Genomic DNA, 25,543 nt, shown 5'->3' with positions numbered 1-25,543 from the left:
CTCGATTAGAGGAAGGAATATAAGCGGCTTACCCGATATATCCAAGCCATTTGGCAATGCCGAACAGCGACGTCAGCGTCAGGATCGTGCCAACGGCAATAAACAGTTTGCGAGGTGAAACGCGCCGGGCCAGCATCGCGCCGAAGGGCGCCGCCACCACGCCGCCGATCAGCAGGCCGACGGTGTAGGTGGTGAAGGTTTCCCATCCCAGATGCAGCAGGAAGGTGATGCTGATCGACAGGGTCAGGATGAACTCGACGCTGTTGACCGTACCGATGGTATGACGCGGGCTGGACCCCTGGATCAGCAGGTTCGACGTCACCACCGGTCCCCAGCCACCGCCGCCGGTCGCGTCCATGAAGCCGCCGACCAGGCCCAACGGCCCCACCCATTTGGGATCGCGGGCCTGCGGCGGATAGTGAAAGCCGCGCCAGACCAGATAAACGCCAATGGTCGTCAGGTAGATCTGGACAAAGGGTTTGATCACCGCGCCGTCGACATGGGACAGCAAATAGGCGCCCGTCACGCCACCGATGACGCCCGGAATGATGAGACGCGCGAACAGCCGCCAGTCTACATTGCGATGCGCGATATGGCTGATCGCGGACACGCCGGTCGTGAAGGTCTCCGCCGCATGAACGCTGGCCGAAGCCTTGCTGGGCGGCAGGCCGAGCGCCAGCAGCAGCGTGCTCGAAATCACGCCATAGGCCATCCCCAGTGCGCCGTCGATCATCTGGGCACCGAAACCCACCAGAATGAAAGGCAGAATTTCGAGGAAATAGGCGACAAGGGATTCGTTCATTCACCAGCCTTTATTATGATTTGTCTACCGCCTTGATTGGTATATCAAGGAGCGCCAAGAAACTTTCTGTTTTGTTGGAACAAGCCTAAATAGCCGCCCATCTGGAAAAATCATCCTTTTGCGCTTATGTACCGACTGGTCGGTTTCGGTTAGGGGCGCTTCAATGCTGCGCAATCTTGTTGCTTATCTGGACTCGGTCAAATCCCGTGACCCCGCTCCGCGCTCCCGGGCCGAGATTCTGCTCTACCCGGGCGTCTGGTCGCTGGCCTTCCATCGCGTGGCCCATCGCCTCTATAACGCCCGCCTGTATTTCCTGGCACGCGCGGTGAATCATTTTTCCCGGTTCCTGACCGGCAACGACATTCATCCGGGCGCCCTTATCGGCAAGCGCTTCTTCATCGACCATGGCTTTACCGTGATCGGGGAAACCGCGGAGATCGGCGATGACGTCACCCTATATCAGAATGTGACACTGGGCGGCACCGATCCCGCCAATGGCATTGCCGGCAAGCGTCATCCCACGCTGGAAGACGGCGTGATCGTGGGTTCGGGAGCCCAGGTTCTGGGCCCGGTTCGCGTCGGCGCCCGTGCCCGCGTCGGCGCCAATGCCGTGGTGACCAAGGATGTGAAGGAAGGCGCGACCATGGTCGGTATTCCGGCCAAGGCGATGCTGGTCGATGTGACGGCCTATCAGCGCGACTTCCTGCCTTATGGTACGCCTTGTTCGGATTGCTTCGACCCCGAAAAGCAGAAGCTGGAACTGCTGCAGTGCGAAGTCGAGCAGTTGCAGAAGCGTCTTGCCCAATTGCTCGCGGAGCGGGACCAGGTGCCGGATGAAAGCCGGAGCGATGGTGACAGGCCGCTGTTCAAGGAGCGCGGCCGCGCCTGATGAGCAATGTGACGCCTTTTCCGTCGCCACCCTCCCGGCAAGGGGGCAAGGGGGACTGGCAGACCGGCTTTGAACGTCTCGAACTCCAGCGCATCATGGATCTCTATGGCCGCATGGTCGCCGCCGGTCACTGGCGCGACTATGCGATCGACCTGCATCGCGAAGCGGCCATCTTCTCGGCCTTTCGCCGCACCGCCGAGCGTCCGGAATTCCGCATCGAAAAGCGTCCGGCGCTGCGGCACCGGCAGGGTATGTGGGCGCTGATCGGTGAAGCGGGCAATGTGCTGAAGCGCGGCGCGGAACTTCAGGGCGTGCTTGCCCCCGTCGAACGGCGCCTGCTCAAGATCGTCGTCGATTAGGCGGTTCCTGTCCCTGAACGCCAATGCCGGCGTTGGCGTTCAGGGTTGCAGGAAGGCGCGCAATTCCGTCATGAATTGATCGAACTGATCATGATGCAGCCAATGTCCGGCGTTGGCGAACTCGACCAGCCGGGCATCCTGGAAATGCGTCGCGCGACCATCCTTGACCGGGTTGGATGCCCAGCTATCCAACCCCAGGCATAACAAGGTCGGGCAGGTGATCCGCTCCCAGAATTGGGGCAGTTCGAAATCGCTCCCCACCTGCGGGGCGGCGTCGCGAAGATAGGGATCGAATTTCCAGCGGTAGCTGCCATCCTCGTTGCGGTTCACGCCATGAATGGTGAGGTGCATGGCCTGTTCGACCGACAGATGGTCGTTGCGCTCGCGCATGCGGGCGACGGCCGCCTCGATTGTGGGATAATGCCGCCGTGCCTGCCGCGCACCCGCCTTGCGCCTGTCGATCCACTCGCGCAGCTGGTCGGGCGCGGCCTTCTGTGCCTCCTCCTCGATGCGAAGGGGTGACAGGCCCAGCCCTTCAATGGCGACGATCCTCGCGACTTTCTCCGGAAACATCCCGGCATAGCGCAGCGCGATCGAACCACCCAGAGAATGGCCCACCAGGGTCACGGGTTCCCGCCCCAACTGCTCCACCAACTGGGCCAGGTCATAGACGAAATTGGCCATCATATAGGAGCCTTCGGCCGACCAGGCGCTATCGCCATGGCCGCGCAGATCGGGCACCACCACATGATAATCCCTGGCCAGCACCCGCGCCGCCCAGTCCCAGCTGCGCGCATGGTCGAAGCCGCCATGCACCAGGATCAGCGTGGGTGCCGCACTGTTCCCCCAGTCCAGATAATGCAGGCGCATCCGAAGTGATGTGTAGAAATGCGAAGTCGGGGCGGCTGGGGTGTTCATGCGATCCTTGTCGTCATGGGGGAGGCTGGCGATATCCATGTCTCTTTGGCGAACTCTCCAGCGGTTGCAAGGGAGGTTCGACCGTCAGCGCCGTCTTTATGCGCGTTCATTCAAACTTTTGGTTAAACCGATGCGGAGACGTCACAATGGCGTGAAATTGCCGTGACGCTGCGGTTGATGGTCAAAGACCGTCCGAATGGGCAGCCAGCCTGACCACTTTCTGGCTGTCATGCGTGACCGCCGTCACGATGCGCGCCAGTTCGGCTTGCTTGAACGGTTTGTCGAGCCTTGGCCGGCTCGTCATGTGCGGCGGCAGTTCGGCGAAACCGGTAATGATGACGACCGGCAAACCGGGGAGCCTTTGGTCGATCTCATCCGCGAGTTGTGCGCCGTTCATTCCCGGCATCGCATAGTCTGTGATCACCAGGTCGACGCTGCCCTTTTCCAGCATCCGGAGAGCATCCATGCCCGATCCGGCCAGGAATACGGTGTGTCCCAACTCCTCCAGCATGCCTGCGGTGTTGGTGAGCACCAGATCGTCGTCATCGACCGCCAATATGACGAGCGGTTCGACCGGCATCATCGCCATCGGGTCGATCGTTTCCACCGCCTCAGCCGCCGCAACATCGGGCGGCGCGACAGGGAGCCAGAGCGACACGGCAGTCCCTTTTCCCAATTCGCTGTCGATCGTCAGCGCTCCGCCGCATTGCTGGGCAAAGCCATGCACCATCGACAGGCCAAGGCCGGTACCCTTGCCGACCCCCTTGGTGGTAAAGAACGGTTCCCGCGCCCGTTCGAGCGTCGTTGCATCCATCCCCTGACCTTCGTCGATGATCGACAGGCGGACATAGCGGCCGCTTTCCAGATCAGGCTGCTTTTCGTGCAATAGATTCAACTCCGCGCCTTCGACGATGATGCGCCTTCCCTCCGGCATGGCGTCGCGCGCGTTCACCGCCAGGTTGAGCAGGGCCAGTTCCAGCTGCGCCGGATCGGCATAGGCGGCGGGAAGCTGCAGCGGAAAGCGCGTCTCTATGGCGATATCCGATCCCAGGGTGGTCTTGAGCAGGTCGGCCATGTCGCGCACCAGCGCCATGCAATCCACGCTTTGCAGCTTCAATTCCTGCTTGCGCGCGAAGGCCAGCATCCGCTGCGTCAGCGTCGCGCCCCGCTCCGCCGCGGTCATGGCATTGTCGATATAGCGCGACACATCCGCTCCGGTCGCCAGCCGCTGCCTCGCCAGGTCCAGGCTGCCGACGATCACCGCCAGCAGATTGTTGAAATCGTGCGCGACACCGCCGGTCAGCTTGCCGATGGCATCCATCTTCTGCGACTGGAAGATCGCCTCGCGCGCCTGTTCCAGCGCCATTTGCGCCTCGCGCTTTTCGCTGAGGTCGCGAGTGATCTTGGCAAAGCCGATCAGTTCGCCTCCCGGATCGCGGATCGCGTCGATGATGACATGCGCCCAGAAGGCGGATCCGTCCTTGCGGATGCGCCAGCCCTCGGCCTCGAACCGGCCTTCGCGCGCCGCTGTTTCCAGTGCGCGGGACGGCATGCCAGCCATCCGATCCTCTTCGGAATAGAAGCGCGCGAAATTCTGTCCCAATATCTCGTCGGCGCTATAGCCCTTGAACCGCTGCGCGCCCGGATTCCAGCTTGTGATCGTTCCGACCGGATCGAGCATGTAGATGGCATAGTCGGTGACGCCCTGCACCAGCAGCCGGAACCGTTCCTCACTGAGCCGCAATTCCTCCTGCGCGGCACGGCGCTCGGTCAGGTCGCGCGTGATCTTGGCGAAGCCGACAAGCTGTCCGGTCGAATCGCGGATGGGATCGATGACGACATTGGCCCAGAAATGGGTTCCGTCCTTACGCACCCGCCATCCCTCCGCCTCGAACCGGCCTTCATGCTCGGCGGTTTCCAGCGCCAGGGCGGGTATGCCCGCCGCCTGGTCCTCTGGCGTGTAGAATCGGGAAAAATGCTGGCCGATGATCTCCTCGGCCTCATAGCCCTTGAAGCGGCGCGCACCCGCGTTCCAGCTGACGACGATACCATTCGTCGAGAGCATGAATATGGCATAGTCCGTGACGTTCTGGACCAGCAGCTCGAAGCGGTTCCCCGATCCTTGCGGTGCCGCCGTGCTCATCAAAGGTCCCCGTGGCGTTTTATTCTCGTCCAGCACAACGCTTCAGCTTCCCGAACGTTCCGCTCGCGAAAGCGGCATGATAGGTGCGCCGCGACATTGACTTGCGGGTCGGCTCCGCGCCAAGGAGGCGCTTCGTCAAGGGAGATGGACCACATCATGAGCAAGACCACCGGTATCACTGTCATAGGCGAGGCCATGCTGGAGCTGAGCCGTGCCGAGGGAGACGGCTGGGCCTTGCGCTATGGCGGCGACGTCATCAACACCGCCATCCATCTGGCCCGATCGGGCGACAAGGTGCGCTTCGCCAGCGCGATTGGCGCCGACCCTATGAGCGCCGAACTGAGGGCGAACTGGGAAGGGGAGGGAATCGACACCTCCCTGTTGCTTGCCGCCGAGGATTGCCTGCCCGGCCTCTACGCGATCGAGACCGACGCGCAGGGCGAACGCAGCTTCCATTATTGGCGCGGAGAGGCTGCCGCCAGGCGCATGTTCGACCTGCCGGAAAGTGCCGCGATGATGGAACAGGCGGCCAGATCGGATCTGCTCTATTTCTCTCTGATCACGCTCGCGATCCTTCCCGAGAAAGCCCGCGAAAAGCTGTTTGCCCTTTGCGATGCGGTGCGCGCTAATGGGGGCAGGGTCGCCTTCGACGGCAATTACCGTGCCCGCCTCTGGCCCGATGCCGCTGCCGCACGCCATTGGCGCGACCGGGCCATTGCCTTGAGCGACATCGGCCTTCCGACCCTCGCTGATGAAGTCGAGATGGGCGAAGCGGACCACCCCATGGATGCCGCACGGCGGTGGGGCGAGGGAGAGGGGCGTGAAGTCGTGGTGAAATTGGGCGCCGACGGCTGTCTCGTCGACGGAGCCGTCATCGCCCCGCCTGCCAGGATCGCCGTGATTGATTCCAGCGGGGCCGGTGACGCCTTCAATGGCGGCTATCTCCACGCCCGGCTGGCCGGCCTGGCTCCGCGCGAAGCGGCCGTTGCCGGGCATCGCCTGGCCGGCTGGAATATCGGCCGCCGCGGGGCGATCCCGGCGCGGGATGCGGAAGCGCCCTATGGCTGAAATTTCCGCAAAATCTTCATGGTGATGTCGTTGACGCCATCGGGACCAACGGCTAAGTCGCTTCTCATCCGGGCGGGTGTAGCTCAATGGCAGAGCAGAAGCTTCCCAAGCTTACGACGAGGGTTCGATTCCCTTCACCCGCTCCATCCCGATATCCTTGATACAGCAGCTACAGCAGCCCCTTCGACCGCAAGCTGGTATGTCCCTGCGCACCGATGATGATGTGGTCGTGTACCGCGATGTTCAGCCTCTTTCCCGCTTCCGCGATCTGGCGGGTAATCTCGATGTCCTGGCGGCTCGGCTCGGGGGAACCGCTTGGGTGGTTGTGCACAAGAATGAGGGCCGCTGAACCCAGGTCTATGGCCCGGCGAATGACTTCGCGCGTATAAATTGCCGCCTGATCGATCGAGCCTTCGCTCATATGTTCATCGCGGATCAGCATGTTGCGGCTGTTGAGATGAAGCACCCGCACCCGCTCCACCGTCAAAAAGGCCATGTCCGCGCGCAGATAGTCGAGCAGCGCCTGCCAGCTTGCCAGCACCGGCTTTTCCGCGACCTCGTTGCGGAGCATTCGCAGCGCGGTCGCCTGGACGATCTTGATCGCGGCGATGCTGGTGTCGCCCATGCCCGGCATTCGCCCGATCGCCTCCCAGTCGGCCGTCATCAGTCCGCCAATGCCGCCAAATTCGCGCAGCAGCGCCTTGGCCAGTGGTTTGGTGTCCCGGCGGGGAATCGCCAGGGCGAGCAGATATTCGATCAGTTCATGATCGTGCAGCGCTTCTCCGCCGCTTTGCGCCAGTTTCTGCCGCAGCCGGGCACGATGTCCGGCGCCATCATGGGCGGCTCTCAAATCCTTGTCAGACAATGGTTTATATCCCCCTTTCCGAACCGGGAGGCTAGAGCATTTTGTCTTGAGCTGGAACAGCGCGCGCTCCTGCGATGCGGAAAACAGGGGAAAGCATGATCCCACCGGATCACTCGCCGTTGCGGATTTGCGGGGCGAGGATATTTAAGGTCAGTCAGACGTTGTTAAGGCGTTACGGACTTACGTTAGGCATTTTCAAAGCCGGGGTTGGCGATAGGCATGGAAGATGAAGACGGCGAAAAGGACATTCGCCGGGGCTGGCTGCGCTGGCTTGGAGTGGGGACGGGATCGCTCGCGCTGATCCTCGCCGCGCTCTGGACACAGCGCGCGCCCATCGCCGAAAATTTCATCAGCCGCGAACTCAACCGGCGTGGGGTTCAGGGCAGCTACGACCTGACGAATATCGGTCTTCGTACCCAGCGGATCGAGAATATCGTGCTGGGCGATCCTGCCCATCCGGACCTGACGGCGCGCTGGGTGGAGGTGGACATCGCCTTCACCGGCCTCGCTCCGCAGGTCGCGGCCGTGCGGGCGGGGGGCGTGCGTATGCGCGGTTCCCTGCATGACGGTGTGTTGAGCCTGGGGGAGATCGACAAATTCCGGGATCCTGCCTCGACCGCTCCGTTCAGCCTGCCGGATATTCTTCTGGCTCTGAACGACGCGCGGCTGCGGCTGGATACGGATGCCGGGATCGTCGGCATGCAGATCGACGGCAGGGGGAATTTGCGCTCGGGTTTCCGGGGCAAGCTGGCGGCGGCTATGCCGAATGCGGGGATAGGCGGTTGCGGCCTTGCCGATATGACCGCGATGCTGGACGTCGCAATGCAGGATGGACGGCCGCATCTGTCCGGTCCCGCGCGGGGAGAAGCCTTCGCCTGCCGGGATATGGCGACCGCCATGGCCAAACCGGCGGCGGATATGGATATTTGGCTGGGCAAGGCGCTGGATCGCTGGAACGGTCATGTCGATCTGGCGGGAGCGGCGCTCAAGTCCCACGGCGTGCTGCTGGCCCGGCCCAGTGCGAAGATCGATTTCGACGGCACGGCGGCCAGCACCGCAGGACGCGCCCGGATCGGTGCGGCGGCTCTGTCCGGCTCCGGCCTGCTGGCGGGTGCGTCGGAAATTAGGGGCGGCTGGGTGATCGGCAAGAGTGACTTGCGGATGCAAGGGCGGCTGTCCGTGCGCCAATTGCGCCTTGCCGGGCGTGATCCTCTGGCGGGCTTTCGCGAATCGGCCGCGGGATCGCCCCTTGGTCCGTTGGCGGCGCGACTGGCCGACGCTGTGCGGCGCGCGGGCCAGAATAATGTGTTTCAGACAAATCTGGCCTTTGCCGAGCGGGCCAAGGGCGGCAGTCTGGTCCTGACAGGAACGCGGTTTTTCGCGAAAAGCGGTGCGCGGTTGGCGATACCGGGCGATGGTCGCGTCACTATCGGCTGGCCCGGAAAGGGACAGGCGGCCGTCGATTGGGCCTTGGACGGCGCCGTGACGAGCGAAGGCAGCGGCTTGCCCAAGGCGGCATTGCGGTTGGCGCGACGGCCCGGCGGTGGTTTTGGCGGGCAATTATTCCTTGATCCCTATGCGGCGGGTAATGCCAAGCTATCGCTGGAACCGGTCCGCTTCGTCGCGGGGCCGGGAGGGGACACGCGCTTTTCCACCCAAGTCCGGCTGGATGGCCCGTTGCCTGGCGGACGGCTGCGCGGTCTGGTCGCCCCGATCGAGGGACAACTTGACGCCCATGGCAGGATCGCCGTCAATTCGCATTGCGTGCCGGTGTCGCTGATCGAGGCGCGCTACGGTAGCTTTGCCATCGGGCGCACACGGCAGACCTTGTGTCCGGCAGGCGGGCAGGCCCTGTTTGCGGCTGGCGCCGCTGGTGTGCGCGGCGGCGCGGAAATCCGTAAATTGGCGTTGACCGGCACCAGCGGCGACAGTCCGATGCGGCTCACGGCGGACACGGCGCGCATGGTCCTGGGCCGGGAAGGTTTTGCGCTTTCCCATGCCGACCTTGCGATCGGGCCGCAGGATTCGCCGGTCCGCCTGACCGCCGCGACGTTGGACGGCAAGCTGGCCGCCGGGGGCTTTGGCGGGCGCCTGACTGGCGCAGGTGGAAAAATCGGTGCGGTGCCGCTGATCCTCGAAGAAGGTGCGGGGAACTGGGGCTTTGCCGATGGAACGTTGAAACTGGCGGCTAGCCTGACGGTGCGCGATGCGCAGACGCCGGGGCGGTTCCAGCCGCTCAAGGTGCCCGATTTCGCGCTGACCCTGAAGGACGGCCGCATTGCGGCGACGGGTACGCTGCGGGTGCCGCGCAATGACGCTTTGGTGGCACGCGCCGACATTGTCCACGATCTGGGCCGCGGTCGGGGCAGGGCCGACCTGACGGTTCCTGCCCTGGCTTTTGGTCCCAGCCTCCAGCCGGAGGATGTGACCCGGCTGGCGCTGGGGGTGGTCGCCAATGTGAAGGGAACGGTGAGCGGCGAAGGGCATATCCGCTGGAACGGCTCACAGGTTTCCAGCGATGGGCTTTTCCGCACCGATAATGCCAGCCTGGCCGCTGCCTTCGGTCCGGTAGAAGGTCTTTCGGGCGAATTGCGCTTCACCGATCTGCTCGGCCTGGTGAGCGCGCCGGGACAGGAGGCGCGAATCAGGTCCGTCAATCCGGGCATAGAAGTGCGCGACGGGGTGTTGCGTTATCGGCTGGAGGCGGGCCAGAAAGTGCGGATCGAGGGTGGCGGCTGGCCCTTTTCCGGCGGGCAACTGGTTCTGCTGCCGACCACCATGGATTTCAGCGCCGATGTCGACCGGTACATGACCTTCCGTGTCATCGGGCTGGACGCAGGGGCCTTCATCCAGGCGATGGATCTCAAGAATGTGTCGGCTACGGGCACGTTCGACGGAATCATGCCCCTGATATTCAACGCGCAGGGCGGACGCGTCGCGGGCGGCGTGCTGGTGGCGCGGCAGCAGGGCCTGCCTCCGCTGATGATGCCCGAGGGCGTGCTCCCCACGATTCCGTGCGATCCCACCCGGCAGTCGGGCACGTTATCCTATGTCGGTCCGGTATCGAATGAGCAGTTGGGGGCGATGGGGCGGATGGCCTTCGATGCTCTCAAGAACCTGCAATATAAATGCCTGACGATCCTGATGGACGGCGCGCTGGATGGCGAAATGGTCACCAATGTCGTTTTCAACGGCGTCAATCGCGGGCAGATCGGCGGGGCGCCCGCCGGGCTGGCCCGCAACTTCACGGGCTTGCCCTTCATTTTCAACGTGCGCATCGCGGCGCCCTTCCGCGGGCTGCTGGGAACGGCGCAATCCTTCATCGATCCCTCAACGCTCATACAAAACAGCATTGGCGACCAGATGCAGGAAAAGATGCGCCAGAAGATGGATGCGCAGGGGATTGCAGTTCAGCCTGCGGAAAGCGAAACTGTGCCAAACGGGGAGCAGAAATGAAGAAGCGAACGATCATGATGGCGGGTTTCGCCGGTTTGGCCCTGGGGGGCTGCATCCAGGTGAAGGCGCCTGACAAACCGATCGAAATCAACCTCAACGTCAAGGTGCAGCAGGAAGTCGTTGTGAAATTGCAGCGCGATGCACAGGATCTGATCCAGAATAACCCGGAGTTGTTCCCGCAATGACACGCAAATTCCTGATGATTGCAGCGACTGCCGCCGTTGCGCTGGCGACCGGGCTGGTCATGACCTCCCCCGCACGGGCACAATCCGCTGCCGTGGTCGCGGCCATGGCTTCGGGCGTCGTCGGTGAGCAGGCCGATGGTTATCTGGGCATTGCCGGATCGGTGAGCGACGCGGTGCGGTCCGAAGTCGAATCGATCAATATCAAGCGGCGCGCCGCCTATACCGACCTGGCGGGCAAGCGCGGCGTGACGGTGCAGGATGTCGCCGCCTCCATCGGTTGCCAGACGTTGAGCAGCCGGGTGAAGCAGGGGCAAGTCTACCGGATCGGTGCCGGGTCGTGGCAAACCAAGGGCGCCGGGCCGATCGCCCTGCCACCCTATTGCGCGACGGCGGGATGATTCCTGCCGCGCTAGTGGACTTTTGACCCAGCTTCGTTGGGACGGAAAATTCTCCTGCCCAACGACGGTTGACACTCCCCAAAGCCCTTTCTAAACGGGCCGCGCCTTGACGGGTGCAGCCGTTAACGCCATGCCGCCTGACGCAGGGTCGTTGAAGCCTTGACGAAAGGATGCGGGATGGCAGCGGATGCACCGGGGCAGGACCCGGCGGGGGAAGATGCACGGATCGCTTCTTTGCAGGAGCGGATCGCGCAGGCCGAACACGCCGAACAGGTCAGACAGGGGACACAGGTGCAGCAGGCCGACGATGGATCGCGGCTCGGCAATAGGGTTCTCGCAGAGCTGATCGGTGGTCTTGCCGGCGGTGCCGTGGTTGGTGGGACATTGGACTACTTTCTGCGGACATCCCCATGGCTCCTGTTGGCTTTCCTCGGTCTTGGGATCGTGGCGGCGTTCAGGAACATCATCAGATTGACGACGACGAAGCGTCCCGGCGAATAGGGACGTTTTTGTTCATCGGCATTTTCTAGTGGGTCATCTGGCCGGCGTCATGAAAATGCGAAAACCGAAACAGGCATTTTCACGCAAGTGGAAATGATCCGAGAAGCAAGACGTTACAGGGGTCCAGCGTGGCACAATCCGGCAAAATCGATCCGATGCACCAGTTTGCGATCGAACCGCTGTTCGGTACGGATCATCTGTCGATCGGTGGCTTCAACATCGCCTTCACCAACAGTGCGCTCTATATGGTGGCTGCCGCTGTGGTCCTGTGGATCTTCGTGGTCGGCGGCATGAAGCGGGAACTGGTCCCCGGACGCTGGCAGATGGCGGTCGAATATATGACCGGCTTCATCAAGAGCCTGCTGATTGCCAATGTGGGCGAGGGCGGCAAGAAGTATATTCCCTATGTCTTCTCGCTGTTCATGTTCATCCTGCTGGCGAATCTGCTGGGCCTGCTGCCGCTGGGCCTGGTCGGCCTTCACCCCTTCACCTTCACCAGCCATTTCACCGCGACCGGCGTGCTCGCGATCATGAGCTTCTCGATCGTGCTGGCGGTGGGCTTCTACAAGCATGGCTTCCACTTCTTCTCGCTGTTCGTGCCGCACGGCACACCGCTGCCGATGATCCCGGTCATTTTCCCGATCGAGCTGATCTCGTTCATGGTGCGTCCGTTCAGCCTCGGCCTGCGACTGTTCGTCGCGATGACGGCCGGGCACGTCCTGCTCAAGGTGCTGGCAGGCTTCGTCATCAACGCGTCGAACGCCGGCGTCGGCTACGGTCTCACCGTCGGCAGCGCCAGCTTCATCCTGATGATCGGCATCAGCGCCCTGGAAGTGCTGGTGGCGGTGATCCAAGCCTATGTGTTCGCGCTGCTGACCTCGGTCTACATCAACGACGCCGAGAACCTGCACTGATTTCGCTCATTACTTCAACGTTTGACTAGAGTTTGGAAAAGGGAGTTTACGACATGGACGCAGAAGCCGCAAAGCTGCTCGGTGCTGGCCTGGCCGCGATCGGTGCGGGCATTGCCGCCCTCGGTGTGGGCAACGTCTTCAGCTCGTTCCTCGAAGGCGCGCTGCGCAACCCCGGTGCTGCCGACGGTCAGCAGGGCCGCCTGTTCATCGGTTTCGCCGCTGCGGAACTTCTGGGTCTGCTGGCGTTCGTGATCGCCATGATCCTGGTGTTCGTGGCCTGAAAGCCGCTTTGGGGCGGGCGGGGCGGCCGATCGGCTGACCTGCCCGTCCTCCAATTGACCGCGCCCTGATCGGACGGACCGAAAAAATGCCTCAAATCGCGCAAATTGCCGAAACCTATTCATCGCAGATCTTCTGGCTGCTGTTGACCTTCGGTTTCGTTTTCTTCGTCATCGGCCTGGGCATGGTGCCCAAGGTGCAGGCGACGGCCGACGCGCGCGATGCAAAGATCACCGGTGATCTGGACGCCGCCAAGGCGGCTTTCGCCCGCGCCGATGAGGCCGAGGCGGACTATCGCGCCCGGGATGCCGCCAATCGCGCCGCCGCTCAGGCGACGCTGGCCAAGGCGAAGGCCGAGGCTGCCAAGGCGTCCGAAGTCAGGCTGGCCGCCGCCGATGCGGAGATCGCGGGCCAGATCGGCGCGGCGGAAGCCCGTATCAAGGCTGCATCCGACGCGGCCCTGGCAGAGATTGAAACGGTCGCCGCTGATGCAGCGCGCGACATGGTGGCTCGCATTTCCGGCGTGGACGCGTCGGACGAAGCAGCCCGCAACGCAGTAAAGGCGGCACTGGCCCATGGCTGAGGCAGCAGCACAGCAAAGCCCGATACAGCAGGAGGGGGCGGATGCCCCTCACCTGAAACAGGCAATCCATTCGGAAGGGATGGAGCCGGTCGGCACCGTCGCGCATGAAGGCGTTGCCCCCCATACGGATCCCAAGGCGGTCGGCATGGATGCCACGGCCTGGGTCAGCCTGGCGATGGCGGTATTCATCGCCATCCTGGTCTTCAAGAAGGTGCCCGGCCTGATTGGCGGCGCACTGGACGGCCGGATCGCGCAGATCAAGGCACAGTTGGAGGAAGCCTCCAAATTGCGGGCCGAGGCGGAAGCGCTGAAGGCTGAATATGAAGCCAGGCTGTCGGCCGCTGCTGGCGAAGCCGAAGCGATGCGCAAGTCGGCCGAGCATGAGGCGGAAACGCTGCTGGAAGACGCGAAGGCTAACGCCGCTGCACTTGTCGCCCGCCGTCAGAAGATGGCCGAGGACAAGATCGGCGCGGCCGAACGCTCCGCGATTGCCGACATCCGTACGAAGGCCGTGACCGCGGCGACGAGCGCGGCGGCAGTGCTGATAGCCCAGGGGCATGATGCCAAGGCGGACAAGGCGCTGGTCGATGGCGCGATCAGGCAATTGGACCCTGGCGTCTGACGGTTCTGCAGCAGGACCATCAAAAAGGGCCGGTGCGATTCTTCGCACCGGCCCTTTTTGATGGAGCCTTTCGCAGGGCGGCCCAGGACCGGCACCTGCCCGCCATGAGCCAACGCTTCAGGCCGCGGCGAGCGACGCGCTGTCGATCACGAAGCGATATTTGACGTCGCTCTTCAACATCCGCTTATAAGCGGCTTCGATATCCTGGATGGGGATCATCTCGATATCCGCCGTGATGCCCTTTTCCGCGCAAAAATCCAGCATCTCCTGGGTTTCGGCAATGCCGCCGATCAGCGATCCTGCGATCGCCCTGCGACGGAAGATCAGCGGGGCGACATTGGGCGAGGGGTGCGGATGTTCGGGCACGCCGACCAGGCACAGGGTGCCATCACGCTTCAGCAGACCGGAGAAGGCATCCAGATTGTGGCTGGCCGCGACGGTGTTCAGGATGAAGTCGAAGCTGTCGGCATGGGCCGCCATCTGATCTGGATCGCGCGAAATGACGACCTCATCGGCGCCCAGATCCAGCGCATCCTGCCTCTTGCTTTCGGACGTGGTGAAGGCAACGACATGCGCGCCCATCGCGTGGGCCAGCTTGATACCCATGTGACCTAGGCCACCGATACCGACGATGCCGATCTTCTTCCCCGGACCCGCCTGCCAGTGGCGCAGCGGCGAATAAGTGGTGATGCCCGCGCAGAGCAAGGGGGCGACGGCAGCCAACTGATCCGCGGGATGGCTGATCTTCAACACGAATTTGTCGTTGACGACGATATTCTGGGAATATCCGCCCAGCGTATGGCCGGGGACGTCCGGCGTAGGCCCGTTATAGGTGCCGACAAATCCATTTTCGCAATATTGCTCCAGCCCTTCGTCGCAGGACGAACAATGCTGGCAGCTGTCCACCATGCAGCCGACACCGACCACATCGCCGGCCTTGAAACGGGTGACGTCTTCGCCGACGGCGGTGACATGGCCGACGATTTCATGGCCCGGAACGCACGGATACAGCGTTCCGTCCCATTCGGATCGGACCTGGTGGAGATCGGAATGGCACACGCCGCAATAGGCAATGGCGATCTGCACATCATGGGCGCCGACGGCGCGCCGTTCGATGTCGATGGGTTCCAAGGGCTTGTCGGCAGCATGCGCGCCATAGGCTTTTGTGGCCATGATCGGTTTGTCCTCAAAGGCTTTGGGCATCGGGAGATGCCGGGAGGGGGGAGCCGGCGGAAGGGCGGCGCGGCTGAGATAGGGAGCGGAGGTCCGGGATCAACCGGCTGGAGCAGGATCCGATCAAACAGCATCGGGATCATGCCTGTCTTTGGTTTGCATTTTCCGGGTAAGCAGGTGATGCCCACTGCTTCGAAAATGCTCCAGGCAGATTTTGTCGGACAGGAAAATCAGGCCCATTGCGATCCTTGCCCGTGCCGCTATCTCTGCCGCATGTCCGGCCCGCAATCTCCCGACCGTTTCCACGAAGACAAGGCGACCTTCACCGTCACCGGTAGCCAGCCCGATATCGATGCGGGCGTGGAGGCGATCCGCACCACGCTGAAGACGCTGCCCACCCGGCCCGGCGTCTACCGCATGCAGGATGCGCGCGGGGATGTGCTGTATGTCGGAAAGGCACGGGCGCTGCGCAACCGGGTCACCAACTATACCCAGGTCGACCGCCTGCCCAGGCGTCTCCAGCGGATGGTGGCGCAAACCCGGTCCATGACCATCGTCACCACCAACAGCGAGGCCGAGGCGCTGCTGCTTGAGGCGCAGTTCATCAAGCGTTTCCGTCCGCCCTATAATGTGCTGCTGCGCGACGACAAAAGCTTTCCCTTCATCCTGTTGCGGGAGGATCATGAGTTTCCGCGCGTGCAGAAGCATCGGGGTGCGCGGAAGTTCAAGGGGCGCTATTATGGCCCCTTCGCCAGCGCCGGGTCCGTGACGCGGACGATCAACGCCCTGCAGAAGCTGTTTCTGCTCAGAAGCTGCACGGACAGCTTCTTCGCCAATCGTTCTCGGCCCTGCCTGCTCTACCAGATTCGCCGCTGCTCTGCGCCCTGCGTCGATCGGATCGATCAGGCCGGTTATGCAGAACTGGTCAGGGATGCGCAGGATTTTCTGGGCGGCAAGTCGACCGCCGTCCAGAAAAAGCTGGGCGAGGCGATGCAGGCCGCGTCCGCAGCGCTGGACTTCGAGCAGGCGGCGGTGCTGCGCGACCGGCTGAAGGCGTTGACCTTCATCCAGGGCAGCCAGGCGATCAATGCCGAGGGCCTGGGCGATGCGGACATCTTCGCGCTGGCGACCAAGGGCGGGTCGATGTGCATACAGGCCTTCTTCATCCGCGGCGGGCAGAATTGGGGGCATCGCAGCTTCTTCCCCGTTCACACCGCCGATGTGGCGGAAGACGAGGTGCTGGCCAGCTTCATGGCGCAATTCTACGAGGAAGTGCCGCCGCCCCGGCTGATCCTGTCCGATCGCGCACCTGCGGAGTGCGATCTGATGGCGCAGGCGCTGACCGAACGCATCGGATCGAAGGTCCGGATCGAAGTGCCCCAGCGCGGTGATCGCACGCGCCTGATCAAACAGGCGCAGCGCAATGCCGTGGAGGCGCTGGACCGCCGCCTTGCCGAAACGACCACCCAGGCGAAAATCCTGGAGGAAATGGTCGAAAGCTTCGGATTGGACGGTGTTCCCGAACGGATCGAGATTTACGACAACAGCCATATCCAGGGCGCGCACGCTCTGGGCGCGATGGTCGTCGCCGGGCCGGAGGGGTTCCGGAAAAACGCCTATCGCAAGTTCAACATGAAGAATCCCGAAACGTCGAACGACGATTTCGCGATGATGCGCGAGATGTTCGAACGGCGCTTCGGCCGGGCTGCGCGGGAAGACCCGGATCGCGACGGCGGCGAATGGCCCGATCTGGTGCTGATCGACGGCGGCAAGGGGCAATTGTCGGCCGCGCGCGCGATTCTGGAGGATATGGGCATCGAGGATGTCTGCATGATCGGCATCGCCAAGGGGCCGCATCATGGCCGGGAGGGGCGGGAGGTGTTCCACCTGCCGGATGGCCGGGAAATCACCTTTCCGCTCAACCATCCGGTGCTTTTCTACCTTCAGCGGTTGCGGGACGAAGCCCATCGCTATGCTATCGGCGCGCATCGGCAGAAGCGCAGCAAGGCGATCACCGTCAGTTCGCTGGACGAGGTGCCGGGCATCGGCCCGTCGCGCAAGAAGGCGCTGCTGATGCATTTCGGGACCGCCAAGGCCGTCAAAAGCGCGGCGCTGGAAGATCTGCAGAAGGCGCCGGGGGTCTCAAAAGCCGTGGCGCAGCAGGTTTACGATTATTTTCATGGTTGAAGGCTCTTGTCGCCCGGCAGCGCCCCGTGGCCGCCGGAACGCAGGTTCGTTCCTTATCGGCAGGCCCATGGCTGGGGTCACGCTAAGGATTTGACGCGATGGCGATTTCCTTTCCATAAGGGCCGCAACCACAAGCGCCGGGCGCAGGGAGGGATGATCGGAGGATGCACCGCCGAAGCGAGTTCACGAGCAGGATGAGCTGGTGGGATACGCTGGCCCTGTCGGCGCTTCGTCCATGGCAGATGCTGAATGTCACGCGCCTCTTGCTGGCGGTCATCTATTGCTTCGTCAGCTTCTTCTTTTCCACCGAGCGATCCTGGGCGGAAACAGCCGAACATGGCCTGATCGTCCTGATGCTGCTGCTGGCGGCTGGAAGCTTCCTGTTGTCGGAGCGATCCTGGGTCATCGACATGCGCATCCGCAGGCCCGTGATATTCCTGGATGCCGTCCTGTTCCTGCTGCTGCTGGTGGTCACCAACCCGTCGAACAGTCCCTATTTTTCGGGCAGTTTCTTCATCGCGATCGAGGTGGCGCTGATCGTGCCGCGACGGTTTCACCTGCTGGTCGCCATTCTGGTGGTCAGCCTGGTGCTGGGCGCGACCTGGATATCCGAGATCGCCTTGCTGCCTTCGGAACCGGAGATCGAACGGACTGTCCTCAGGGTCTGCTATCTTGTCGTGGCGGTTGCCGTGACGGGCGTTATGCTGGGGCCTCGCCGGGAGACATTGCTGGAATATGAGCGGGCAAAGCGGCTGCTGGAGGGGGATTTGCCACCGGCCAAGAGCGACGCTGGAGTCTCTCTGCTCCAGGCGCTGAAGCTGGCGACAGGCGGCGAGATCCTCGCTGTGCTGTTCCGGACGACAAGCCATGAACCCCTGCGTTTCGCCAGCAGCACGGCGCAGGCGGCGGCGTCAACCGGGTTCGGCAATTTGCTGACCGCCGACACGGGCTGGCATGACCGCAACCGGGACGCGTCCATCTCGCTTTCCAGCGACGGAATCTCCATTCTCAGCCCTTTGACGGTCGGTGGACAGGCCTGGACCGGCCTGCTGGGTACCGACACGGTGCTGACGGTGCGGGTGTCGCTCGGCACGTTCGAGGCTGTGGGCGGTGCTTGCCTCGACGATCCCTGTCAGGAGGATGTGGTGGCGATTGCGCAGCGCGTTTTCGAAAGCGCCTGCGAGGAACTGATGGTGCGCAACAGCCTCGATCACGCGCATGTCATTGCCGGAGCGCGCGAACGCGAGCGATTGCAGCGCGAACTGCACGACAGCGTGCTCCAGGCGCTGGCCAGCATACGTTTCCAGGTCGCGCCGCTGCTGGCGGGTCAGCCGGTAGAGCCGCGCCCGGTGATCGAAAATGTGGATCGCATCGCCAAGGACCAGATCGCGACGATCCGCTGGATCATCAATCCCGAAGTCGATGAAGAGGATTTCGCCTATCTGCCCGAGACTCTGGCCATGGTTGTGCGTTCGCTGGGCGAGCAATGGGGTATCAACTGCGAATTGAAGGTCGAGGACGGCAATTGCGCCACCTCCGCTATCATCGGCCGGGAACTGAGCTTTGCAGTGCGGGAGATCGTCGCCAACGCCGTGCGCCACGCGAAGGCGAGTTCGGTCGAATTCGCGCTGGAGCCGGACGGCAATCGCATCGCCCTGCAGGTGAGCGACAATGGGGTGCCGAACATGGCGCGGCTGGGATCGAGCGGGGCCGTGTCGTCGCGCTCCCTGATGCGCCGGATACAGGCGTTGGGCGGCGAACTGTTCCTGCGCAACATCGGGGGGCGAACGACGATCCGGATCACCATTCCGCGGAAGTGATCACCTTTTCCGCCTTCCTTTTATCATTTTTCATCTCCGGGGATCGGCGGTAGAATATTTGATGAGGCAATGCATTTACTCGGCGTTTACCAAGATAGCGGATAGTCATGGCAGTCAGCGTTTGGAGGAGGCCCGGTTTCCATGGTGCAAGTGGTGAAGGACCATCTCTATCGCAAGAGCGTGGCGATCGTTCTGGCGATGCAGGTCAATCTGCAACGCATCCTGACTATCTGGATATTGGTGGCGGCTTTCGCTTGTGGGCTGAGGCTGGCCTTTCCTGCGACACCCTATGATGCGACGCCCTGGGGGAGCGGTACGGGTTTGCTGCCCTATCTGCTCGTCGTTGGTGCGCCTGTGGGCGCTTTGCTGCTGGGGTTGAAGCTGTTCCCATCGGGACGGGTCCATGCCCAGCCCGCTTTCCGGTTCGCTCAGGTCGGGCGCTGGCGGAAGCTGGATTGTCTGGCGGCGCAGGACATGACGCAGTTCGGGCTTTATGGCGTGATGGCCTCGCTGCTGGTCGGAATAGCGCTGAACGTGCCGGTGCGGACGCTGGAGTTTCTGAGCTCGATTCCCGCGCTCGGCAGCTTTTCGCCACCATGGTTCATCGGTCTTTATGCCGTCATGCTCGCCGATCTGGTCGTCCTGTCGAGCCTTTACATGTTCGCTTTCGCGATGGCGCTGCGCCTGGTGCCCCTATTTCCGCGCTTTTTGGTGATGGTATGGGGCGTCGACTTGCTGGCCCAACTGACCATCGCCAAGCTGGTGGCGGGTCTCGACAATGTGCCCACTGATGTCGACGCAGCGTTGCTCGACATGTTGACGGGCAATGTGAAGAAGGTTCTTATCAGCGCGGCGATCTGGTTACCCTATCTGCTGCTGTCCGATCGGGTCAATGTCACCTTTCGTCACCGGATAAGCGTTAACTAGACCACGACATTCCCATAATAGGACAGAGCGCAAGCGCCTCATTTTCCTGATCTTCGTGCGACGAGTCGCGGCTGATTCGCGGCGAGCCGTGCCCCTGGGTGTCCGCCGGAGGTTCAAGTCTTCGATCTTTCGGGCTCCGAATAGCCTAGTACCAACGTATTAGCGTATGAGGCATCTCTACCTCATGGGATGCAATAATTTGCATAATAAGTTCTCTTTTAAAATTAATATAGTATCCTATTAATCATAGAAAAAAATCACAATATATTTTGAAATATGGTGGTTTTATTTGTGCAGAAAAGCAATATAGCAATTATAAGTGTTAGTATAGATGGATATAATTTTTCATTTCATGAAGGTATATATCCAAAGATATATTTCAGAACCACCTTCATTTACTTAGGGTAATGAATCTGGTTGACGGAAAAGGTTAATAAAAAATTACGACAAGATATTGTAAAATTTAGATTTTTTTTACCATGTTGACTTGTGTTTGCTTTGGTCCAACTTGAACCCAAGTTCTACGGAAACTGCCAACTGCCTGGCGACTGGAGGATACCAGCGCCGGGGTCGCGAGGTGGTCAGGCCCCTACCGCAGGACTGAGCAAGAGCAACTGGGAATTGCTCCCAGCTACTAGGGGTAAAAGATATGAGCTTTGTGAAGAGCCTGTGGGCTGATGAGAGCGGCGCGTCGGCGGCCGAATATGCGTTGATCCTGGCGATCGTCGGCACGGGCATTGCTCTGGCAGCATGGAATCTGGGCGGCGCGATCAAGAATTCGATGAACACCGCCACCAACTGCATCAAGACTGTCGGTACGAACACCGCGCCGAGCTGCTGAAACATAGCGATAGGGGTAAGTGACATGACCTTTTTCAAGAATCTGTGGGCTGACGAGAGCGGTGCTTCTGCAGCCGAATATGCGCTGATCCTGGCGATTGTCGGCACGGGTATTGCGCTGGCCGCCTGGAACCTGGGTGGCGCGATCAAGAATTCGATGAATGCGGCGACCAACTGTGTCGCTACCGTCGGTACCGGCAACGCTCCGGCCGCGAACTGCTAATAGCAAGATATGGGAAAGCCGGTCTATCTGACCGGCTTTCCCAAAACTTCAATTCCGGGGGGAGTTGTCGTGGGGCAGCGCAGATCTCTCATCATTCTCGGTTTCGCCATCCTTTTGGGTTTGGCGGCCGTTTTCATCGCCAACTCCTATCTGACCAGCGCCGAAAAGGTGCAGCAGGCAGATGGAGGCATGGCGAAAGTCGTCGTTGCGACGGTCGCGCTGCCTTTCGGAGCGGCAGTCACCCCTGAAAAGATCCGCGTGGTAGACTGGCCCGCCAGTTCGGTGCCGCCCGGCGCTTTTCGTGATCCCATACAATTGACATCCCTCGGCAAGAGCCGGGTCGTCCTCCGGCAGATCGAGCCGGGCGAACCGATCCTGGCGTCCAAACTGTCCGGTGAAGGCGGGCGCGCGACCATGTCGGCAGTGCTCTCGCCAGAAATGCGGGCGGTTGCGGTGCGCGTCAGCGATGTGGCCGCCGCGGGCGGCTTTGTGCTTCCCGGCGATACCGTCGATGTCTTCGTGACGCGTACGTTGCAGGACCCGGTCGCGGGCGCCCAACAGATCACTGACGTCCTTCTGCAAGGGACGCGCGTGATCGCCATCGACCAGAACGCCAACGACACGTCCAAGGACCCCGCCGTCGGCCGGACCGCCACGCTGGAGGTCAACCAGGTCGATGCGCAGAAGCTGGTCCTTGGGCAGCAGGTCGGCCAACTGACCCTCGTTCTGCGCAACCTCACCGACAAGCCCAATCCGGCGGTGCAGACCGTGGGCATCGAGGATCTGCGCGACGGTGCCTATGTCGGCGGTTATGCCCGCCCCCGTACCCGCATGGCCGACATCGCCTATCTGCCTCCGCGTCCTGCACCGATGTTCCGTCCTGCACGCCGTGCGGTACCGAAGAACACCAACGCCCTGCCGTCAACCGCATCGGTCGAGATCGTGCGTGGCACGACCGGCACCAGCTATGAGGTGAAGCGCTATGGTTCCCGCTAAGTCCTTGCCGAGGATCGCGTTCCTCCTGGCGCTGGGCGCCGGGGTATCGATCCTGCCCATGCAGGCGCAGGCCCAGGTCGCCTCGCTCAATGTCAGCAACGCCAATCATGCAGGCCAGCTGGACGTGCCGCTCAACAAGAGTCAGGTGCTGACGGTCGACCGGCCCTTCTCCAAGGCTCTGGTGGGCAATCAGGAAATCGCTGATATCCTGCCCATGACGAACCGCTCGGTCTACGTGCTGGGCAAGAAGATGGGCACGACCAGCCTGACGCTCTACGACAACCGGAACATGATGATCGCGGTCGTCGATGTCGCGGTCGGCCCGGACGTGGTGACGCTGAAGCGGCAATTGTCGGAACTGATGCCTGGCCAACCGATCGGCGCGCGCATATCCAATGACTCGGTGGTGTTGACGGGAACCGTGTCCAGCGCGGCCGCGGTCGACCGGGCAGTGCAGATCGCCAAGACCTATGCTGGCGACAAGGTCGTCAACATGATGTCGGTCGGCGCCGCGCAGCAGGTGATGCTGGAAGTGCGCTTTTCCGAAATGACGCGCAACACGGCCAAGCAACTGGGCGTCAACACCTCTTTCCTCTCGAACAGCGGCAAGGTTGTGGGCAGCATCGGCAATGCCGCCCAATCCTCCGTCCTGTTGACCAATGCGAACGGCCGGCCGATCGTGGATTTGAGCAATGTGCTGAACAGCTTTGGCATCGGCGCGGCGAAATATTCGATAGGCCCGCTCAGCCTGGCCAGCGCGCTCGATGCGCTGGAGACCAAGGGCGTGGTGACGACGCTTGCCGAACCGACGCTGGTCGCGCTGTCAGGTGAGACCGCATCCTTCCTGGCGGGCGGGGAGTTCCCGATCCCGGTGTCGCAGGCCAGCACCAGTGGAACGGGAGGCGGCAGCAGTGCCATCACCATCGAGTTCAAGCCCTTCGGCGTCAGCCTTGGCTTCACGCCAACCGTGCTGGACGACGGGATCATCAATCTGGTGGTCGAACCGGAAGTCAGCTCGATCGATCCTTCGGCATCGGTGACGATCAACGGCCTCACCATTCCTGGGCTGCAGACCCGCCGGGCCAGCACCACGCTGGAACTGCGCGATGGACAGTCCTTCGCGCTGGCGGGACTGTTGCGCAGGGATTTCCAGGATACCGTGCGGCAATTCCCGATACTGGGTTCGCTGCCGATCATCGGTACGCTGTTCCGCTCGAGCGGGTTCCAGAAGGGCGAGAACGAGCTTGTCATCATCGTGACGCCGCATCTGGTGAAGCCCATGCAGGCGGAGGATGTCGCGCTGCCCTCAGATCGGGTCAAACCACCGCATGAACTGGATCTGTTCCTGATGGGACGGACGGACAAGGCCGTGGGCATCAACCCGCTCGATCCCAACGCGATGCCGCCCGAAGCGCCCAAGGCACCCAAGGCAGCACCACCCGCACCGGCGAAGGATGCCCCGGCCAAGGGCGCCACGTCCAGTGGATATGAGCTGTGAGCAGGAGGCTGAAGATGCGCGGAATTGGTCTTGTCCCGGCCCTGCTGTTGCCGCTGCTGGCGGGCTGCACGCCGAACGATCCCACCTTCGGCGGGGCGGTGCGCCACAATTATGCGATGCAGGTCGTCAATCCCGACCCGCATTATGAAGGCACGCTGGTCGAGGGGGGCAATGGCCAGACCTCGGCGGCGGCTGTGGAACGCTATCGCGACGGCAAGGTGAAGAAGCCGCAGAGAATTCGAACCACCAGTGGCGGCGGTGGCAGTGGTTCGGGTGGCGGCGGCGTCAACTGATCGGCGAGGAGGAACGATCCCATGTCCGGTGCTCCGAAAGCTCTGCTACAGTCAACCAGTGGTGCGGTGGCGCCCACGGTTGCGCTGTCGCTTTTCGGGCTGGTCGCAGCGGGTGGGATCGCCTTCGACTATGCGCGCATGGCGAGCCTCGATTCCGAACTCCAGAATGCGGCCGATCAGGCAGCTCTTGCAGCGGCGACCCAACTGGATGGCCAGACGGGTGCGTGCAGCCGGGCTGCGAGTGCGGCAAGTGGTTTGATCCGCAATGACACGCGGTTCGCCAATGATGGTGGCGGCTATGCGGTCACCATCGCGAACGAGGCGGCTTGTGATCGCACCGGCTTCATCAAATTCTACAAGAATAAGGACCGCAGCGACACGGGCACTTTGACAGATGCCGATGTTCATTTTGTCGAAGTGACGGTCAATTCCCGTACCGCGCGCTTTGCATTGACGCCAATCGTGTCTGTCCTCTCGTCAGGGGCGCTCTCTGCAAAGGCGTATGCAGGGGTGGGATCCGCCATCTGTAAAGTACCGCCCGTCATGATCTGCAACCCGGATGAGCCGGTGGGGAACGGCGACGAAAACTATGGCTTCAATCCGACGCGAGGCGTTGGGCTGAAGTTGATCTCCGGCAATGCGGATGCGCCCGGGAATTTCGGCTGGCTTGACGCAGTTTTTCAGAACGGTGCAAATGGTCTTGCGGCGGCGCTGGGATATGACACCATCCAGGCGGATTGTCAGCAGACCGATGGTGTCACGACAAAGACGGGTATGAGTACTTCGGTACTTGATTCCCTCAATACGCGTTTCGACGTTTACGCCAATGGAAATACATGTCCTTCCCAATATGGCGGAACATGTTCTCCTTCCAGCAACACCAGAAAGGATCTGGTGTGTACCTCCAGTAATGGAAGTACATGTAACAATAGCAATGGATTTGATGTTTCAGCCAATCCTTATCGACCTGACACGGTAGCTGCTCTGCCGGCTACCGGCGGAGCCACTGATCCGGATATCATGGGTTACCCCCGTGACCTTTGCCATGCAGTGCAACAAAGTGCGCAGACATGCGGAACTGTTGGAAATGGTACTTGGGACCGGGATGCCTATTTCCGTGTCAACTATGGCTGGACGACCCAAGCCGCATGGATGACCGGCACTGGGCTTGGTTCGTCGGCCACGCGTTATGAGGTCTATAATTGGGAAGTAGCGCATCCTAGTGTGGTTGTCGGTTCCACCACTCGTGGAATTGGTGTCGGGCAATCTTTGAGTGGCAATAAATGGGGGTTTGGCTCTCCTGCAAATGGAGTGGCGGGTATAGCGCCCAGTTCGGCTGGCGTGGATCGTCGGCGCATTTCCGTGGCCGTTCTCAACTGCCGGGCGCTCACCCTGCATGGCAAGACATCGGGTATTGATCCGGTGAAATGGCTTGATGTGTTTCTTGTGGAGCCATCTTTCGTTCGAGGGAAAGGCAAGAATACATATACTGACAAGAAGGAGGTATATGTCGAGGTCATCGGCGAAACTGGGAGTGGTGCGAACGGCGCAAGCAATCCGCAAGTTATCGAACGTTCCGTACCCTATTTGATCGAGTGACGGCG

At 61.9% G+C, this 25,543-nt stretch carries 25 protein-coding genes and 1 tRNA gene; 21 read left to right on the top strand and 5 right to left on the bottom strand.

The window, feature by feature from the left end:
- Positions 1-28: 28 nt before the first annotated feature.
- The gene (locus MJ601_RS01695) at positions 29-802 is read right to left on the bottom strand and encodes a sulfite exporter TauE/SafE family protein (protein WP_242122832.1); all 774 of its coding nucleotides are present in this window, start codon (positions 800-802) and stop codon (positions 29-31) included.
- Positions 803-965: 163 nt separating this feature from the next.
- On the opposite strand from MJ601_RS01695, the gene epsC reads away from it, so the two are divergent.
- Positions 966-1,691 carry a serine O-acetyltransferase EpsC gene (gene epsC, locus MJ601_RS01690; protein ID WP_242122831.1) on the top strand — a complete coding sequence of 242 codons (726 nt, stop codon included), beginning with the start codon at positions 966-968 and terminating at the stop codon, positions 1,689-1,691.
- Entirely contained in the window at positions 1,691-2,050 is a 360-nt protein-coding gene (locus MJ601_RS01685; RefSeq protein WP_242122830.1) for a DUF2794 domain-containing protein, read from the top strand. Before epsC ends, MJ601_RS01685 begins: the two co-directional genes overlap by 1 nt.
- Positions 2,051-2,089: 39 nt before the next feature.
- Here the strand turns inward: MJ601_RS01685 and MJ601_RS01680 are convergent, their stop codons facing one another.
- Both MJ601_RS01680 and MJ601_RS01675 read right to left on the bottom strand, forming a co-directional pair.
- Positions 2,090-2,968, bottom strand: a complete 879-nt coding sequence (locus MJ601_RS01680) for an alpha/beta fold hydrolase (protein ID WP_242122929.1) — start codon at positions 2,966-2,968, stop codon at positions 2,090-2,092.
- Positions 2,969-3,149: 181 nt separating this feature from the next.
- Complete coding sequence (locus MJ601_RS01675; RefSeq protein ID WP_242122829.1) at positions 3,150-5,111, bottom strand: hybrid sensor histidine kinase/response regulator; 1,962 nt, start codon at positions 5,109-5,111, stop codon at positions 3,150-3,152.
- Between the two features lie 156 nt (positions 5,112-5,267).
- Between MJ601_RS01675 and MJ601_RS01670 the strand changes: the two genes are divergently transcribed.
- Both MJ601_RS01670 and MJ601_RS01665 read left to right on the top strand, forming a co-directional pair.
- Positions 5,268-6,179, top strand: coding sequence for a sugar kinase (locus MJ601_RS01670; protein WP_242122828.1), 912 nt, complete (start codon positions 5,268-5,270; stop codon positions 6,177-6,179).
- A 72-nt stretch (positions 6,180-6,251) separates the two neighbouring features.
- Positions 6,252-6,325 (top strand) — tRNA-Gly (locus MJ601_RS01665).
- Positions 6,326-6,348: 23 nt separating this feature from the next.
- Here the strand turns inward: MJ601_RS01665 and radC are convergent.
- A complete protein-coding gene (radC, locus tag MJ601_RS01660; protein ID WP_242122827.1) occupies positions 6,349-7,044 on the bottom strand; it encodes a RadC family protein in 696 nt (231 codons plus the stop codon).
- A 219-nt stretch (positions 7,045-7,263) separates the two neighbouring features.
- Between radC and MJ601_RS01655 the strand changes: the two genes are divergently transcribed.
- From MJ601_RS01655 to MJ601_RS01620, 8 genes are all read left to right on the top strand, one after another.
- A complete protein-coding gene (locus MJ601_RS01655; RefSeq protein ID WP_242122826.1) occupies positions 7,264-10,500 on the top strand; it encodes an intermembrane phospholipid transport protein YdbH family protein in 3,237 nt (1,078 codons plus the stop codon).
- Complete coding sequence (locus MJ601_RS01650) at positions 10,497-10,685, top strand: YnbE family lipoprotein (RefSeq protein WP_176590851.1); 189 nt, start codon at positions 10,497-10,499, stop codon at positions 10,683-10,685. The genes MJ601_RS01655 and MJ601_RS01650 overlap by 4 nt, the downstream gene beginning before the upstream one ends.
- Complete coding sequence (locus tag MJ601_RS01645) at positions 10,682-11,083, top strand: YdbL family probable chaperone protein (protein WP_242122825.1); 402 nt, start codon at positions 10,682-10,684, stop codon at positions 11,081-11,083. The genes MJ601_RS01650 and MJ601_RS01645 overlap by 4 nt, the downstream gene beginning before the upstream one ends.
- A gap of 177 nt (positions 11,084-11,260) precedes the next feature.
- Positions 11,261-11,584 (top strand): AtpZ/AtpI family protein, encoded by a 324-nt coding sequence (locus MJ601_RS01640; RefSeq protein ID WP_242122824.1) that lies wholly within the window; start codon positions 11,261-11,263, stop codon positions 11,582-11,584.
- A gap of 128 nt (positions 11,585-11,712) precedes the next feature.
- The gene (locus tag MJ601_RS01635) at positions 11,713-12,498 is read left to right on the top strand and encodes a F0F1 ATP synthase subunit A (protein ID WP_242122823.1); all 786 of its coding nucleotides are present in this window, start codon (positions 11,713-11,715) and stop codon (positions 12,496-12,498) included.
- A 53-nt stretch (positions 12,499-12,551) separates the two neighbouring features.
- Positions 12,552-12,779, top strand: coding sequence for a F0F1 ATP synthase subunit C (locus MJ601_RS01630; RefSeq protein ID WP_004207392.1), 228 nt, complete (start codon positions 12,552-12,554; stop codon positions 12,777-12,779).
- Between the two features lie 86 nt (positions 12,780-12,865).
- Positions 12,866-13,360: a F0F1 ATP synthase subunit B family protein gene (locus MJ601_RS01625; protein ID WP_242122822.1), complete on the top strand. Its 495-nt coding sequence runs from the start codon at positions 12,866-12,868 to the stop codon at positions 13,358-13,360.
- Positions 13,353-13,982 carry a F0F1 ATP synthase subunit B family protein gene (locus MJ601_RS01620; protein ID WP_242122821.1) on the top strand — a complete coding sequence of 210 codons (630 nt, stop codon included), beginning with the start codon at positions 13,353-13,355 and terminating at the stop codon, positions 13,980-13,982. Before MJ601_RS01625 ends, MJ601_RS01620 begins: the two co-directional genes overlap by 8 nt.
- A gap of 117 nt (positions 13,983-14,099) precedes the next feature.
- Here MJ601_RS01620 and MJ601_RS01615 read toward each other — a convergent pair whose 3' ends face one another.
- Complete coding sequence (locus MJ601_RS01615; RefSeq protein WP_242122820.1) at positions 14,100-15,155, bottom strand: NAD(P)-dependent alcohol dehydrogenase; 1,056 nt, start codon at positions 15,153-15,155, stop codon at positions 14,100-14,102.
- A gap of 273 nt (positions 15,156-15,428) precedes the next feature.
- Here MJ601_RS01615 and uvrC point away from each other — a divergent pair, with 273 nt between their 5' ends.
- The 9 genes from uvrC (at position 15,429) to MJ601_RS01570 (ending at position 25,538) form a co-directional block, all read left to right on the top strand.
- Positions 15,429-17,342, top strand: coding sequence for an excinuclease ABC subunit UvrC (gene uvrC / locus MJ601_RS01610; RefSeq protein ID WP_242122928.1), 1,914 nt, complete (start codon positions 15,429-15,431; stop codon positions 17,340-17,342).
- Between the two features lie 164 nt (positions 17,343-17,506).
- Positions 17,507-19,162, top strand: a complete 1,656-nt coding sequence (locus tag MJ601_RS01605) for a sensor histidine kinase (RefSeq protein WP_242122819.1) — start codon at positions 17,507-17,509, stop codon at positions 19,160-19,162.
- A 141-nt stretch (positions 19,163-19,303) separates the two neighbouring features.
- Positions 19,304-20,089 carry a DUF2569 domain-containing protein gene (locus MJ601_RS01600; protein WP_242122818.1) on the top strand — a complete coding sequence of 262 codons (786 nt, stop codon included), beginning with the start codon at positions 19,304-19,306 and terminating at the stop codon, positions 20,087-20,089.
- Positions 20,090-20,738: 649 nt separating this feature from the next.
- Positions 20,739-20,930, top strand: coding sequence for a Flp family type IVb pilin (locus MJ601_RS01595; RefSeq protein WP_242122817.1), 192 nt, complete (start codon positions 20,739-20,741; stop codon positions 20,928-20,930).
- 24 nt (positions 20,931-20,954) lie between these two features.
- Positions 20,955-21,152 (top strand): Flp family type IVb pilin, encoded by a 198-nt coding sequence (locus MJ601_RS01590; RefSeq protein WP_242122816.1) that lies wholly within the window; start codon positions 20,955-20,957, stop codon positions 21,150-21,152.
- Positions 21,153-21,221: 69 nt separating this feature from the next.
- Positions 21,222-22,148 carry a Flp pilus assembly protein CpaB gene (gene cpaB / locus MJ601_RS01585; protein ID WP_242122815.1) on the top strand — a complete coding sequence of 309 codons (927 nt, stop codon included), beginning with the start codon at positions 21,222-21,224 and terminating at the stop codon, positions 22,146-22,148.
- Positions 22,135-23,646, top strand: coding sequence for a type II and III secretion system protein family protein (locus tag MJ601_RS01580; RefSeq protein WP_242122814.1), 1,512 nt, complete (start codon positions 22,135-22,137; stop codon positions 23,644-23,646). The genes cpaB and MJ601_RS01580 overlap by 14 nt, the downstream gene beginning before the upstream one ends.
- A gap of 14 nt (positions 23,647-23,660) precedes the next feature.
- Positions 23,661-23,939 carry a hypothetical protein gene (locus MJ601_RS01575; protein WP_242122813.1) on the top strand — a complete coding sequence of 93 codons (279 nt, stop codon included), beginning with the start codon at positions 23,661-23,663 and terminating at the stop codon, positions 23,937-23,939.
- 21 nt (positions 23,940-23,960) lie between these two features.
- Entirely contained in the window at positions 23,961-25,538 is a 1,578-nt protein-coding gene (locus tag MJ601_RS01570; RefSeq protein ID WP_242122812.1) for a pilus assembly protein TadG-related protein, read from the top strand.
- Positions 25,539-25,543 lie beyond the last annotated feature (5 nt).

The sequence above is a fragment of the Sphingobium trunci genome (assembly GCF_022664535.1).
Taxonomy (GTDB): domain Bacteria; phylum Pseudomonadota; class Alphaproteobacteria; order Sphingomonadales; family Sphingomonadaceae; genus Sphingobium.
The sequence above is the reverse complement of the archived record's forward strand: the minus strand, read 5'-3'. Positions and strand labels throughout refer to the sequence as shown.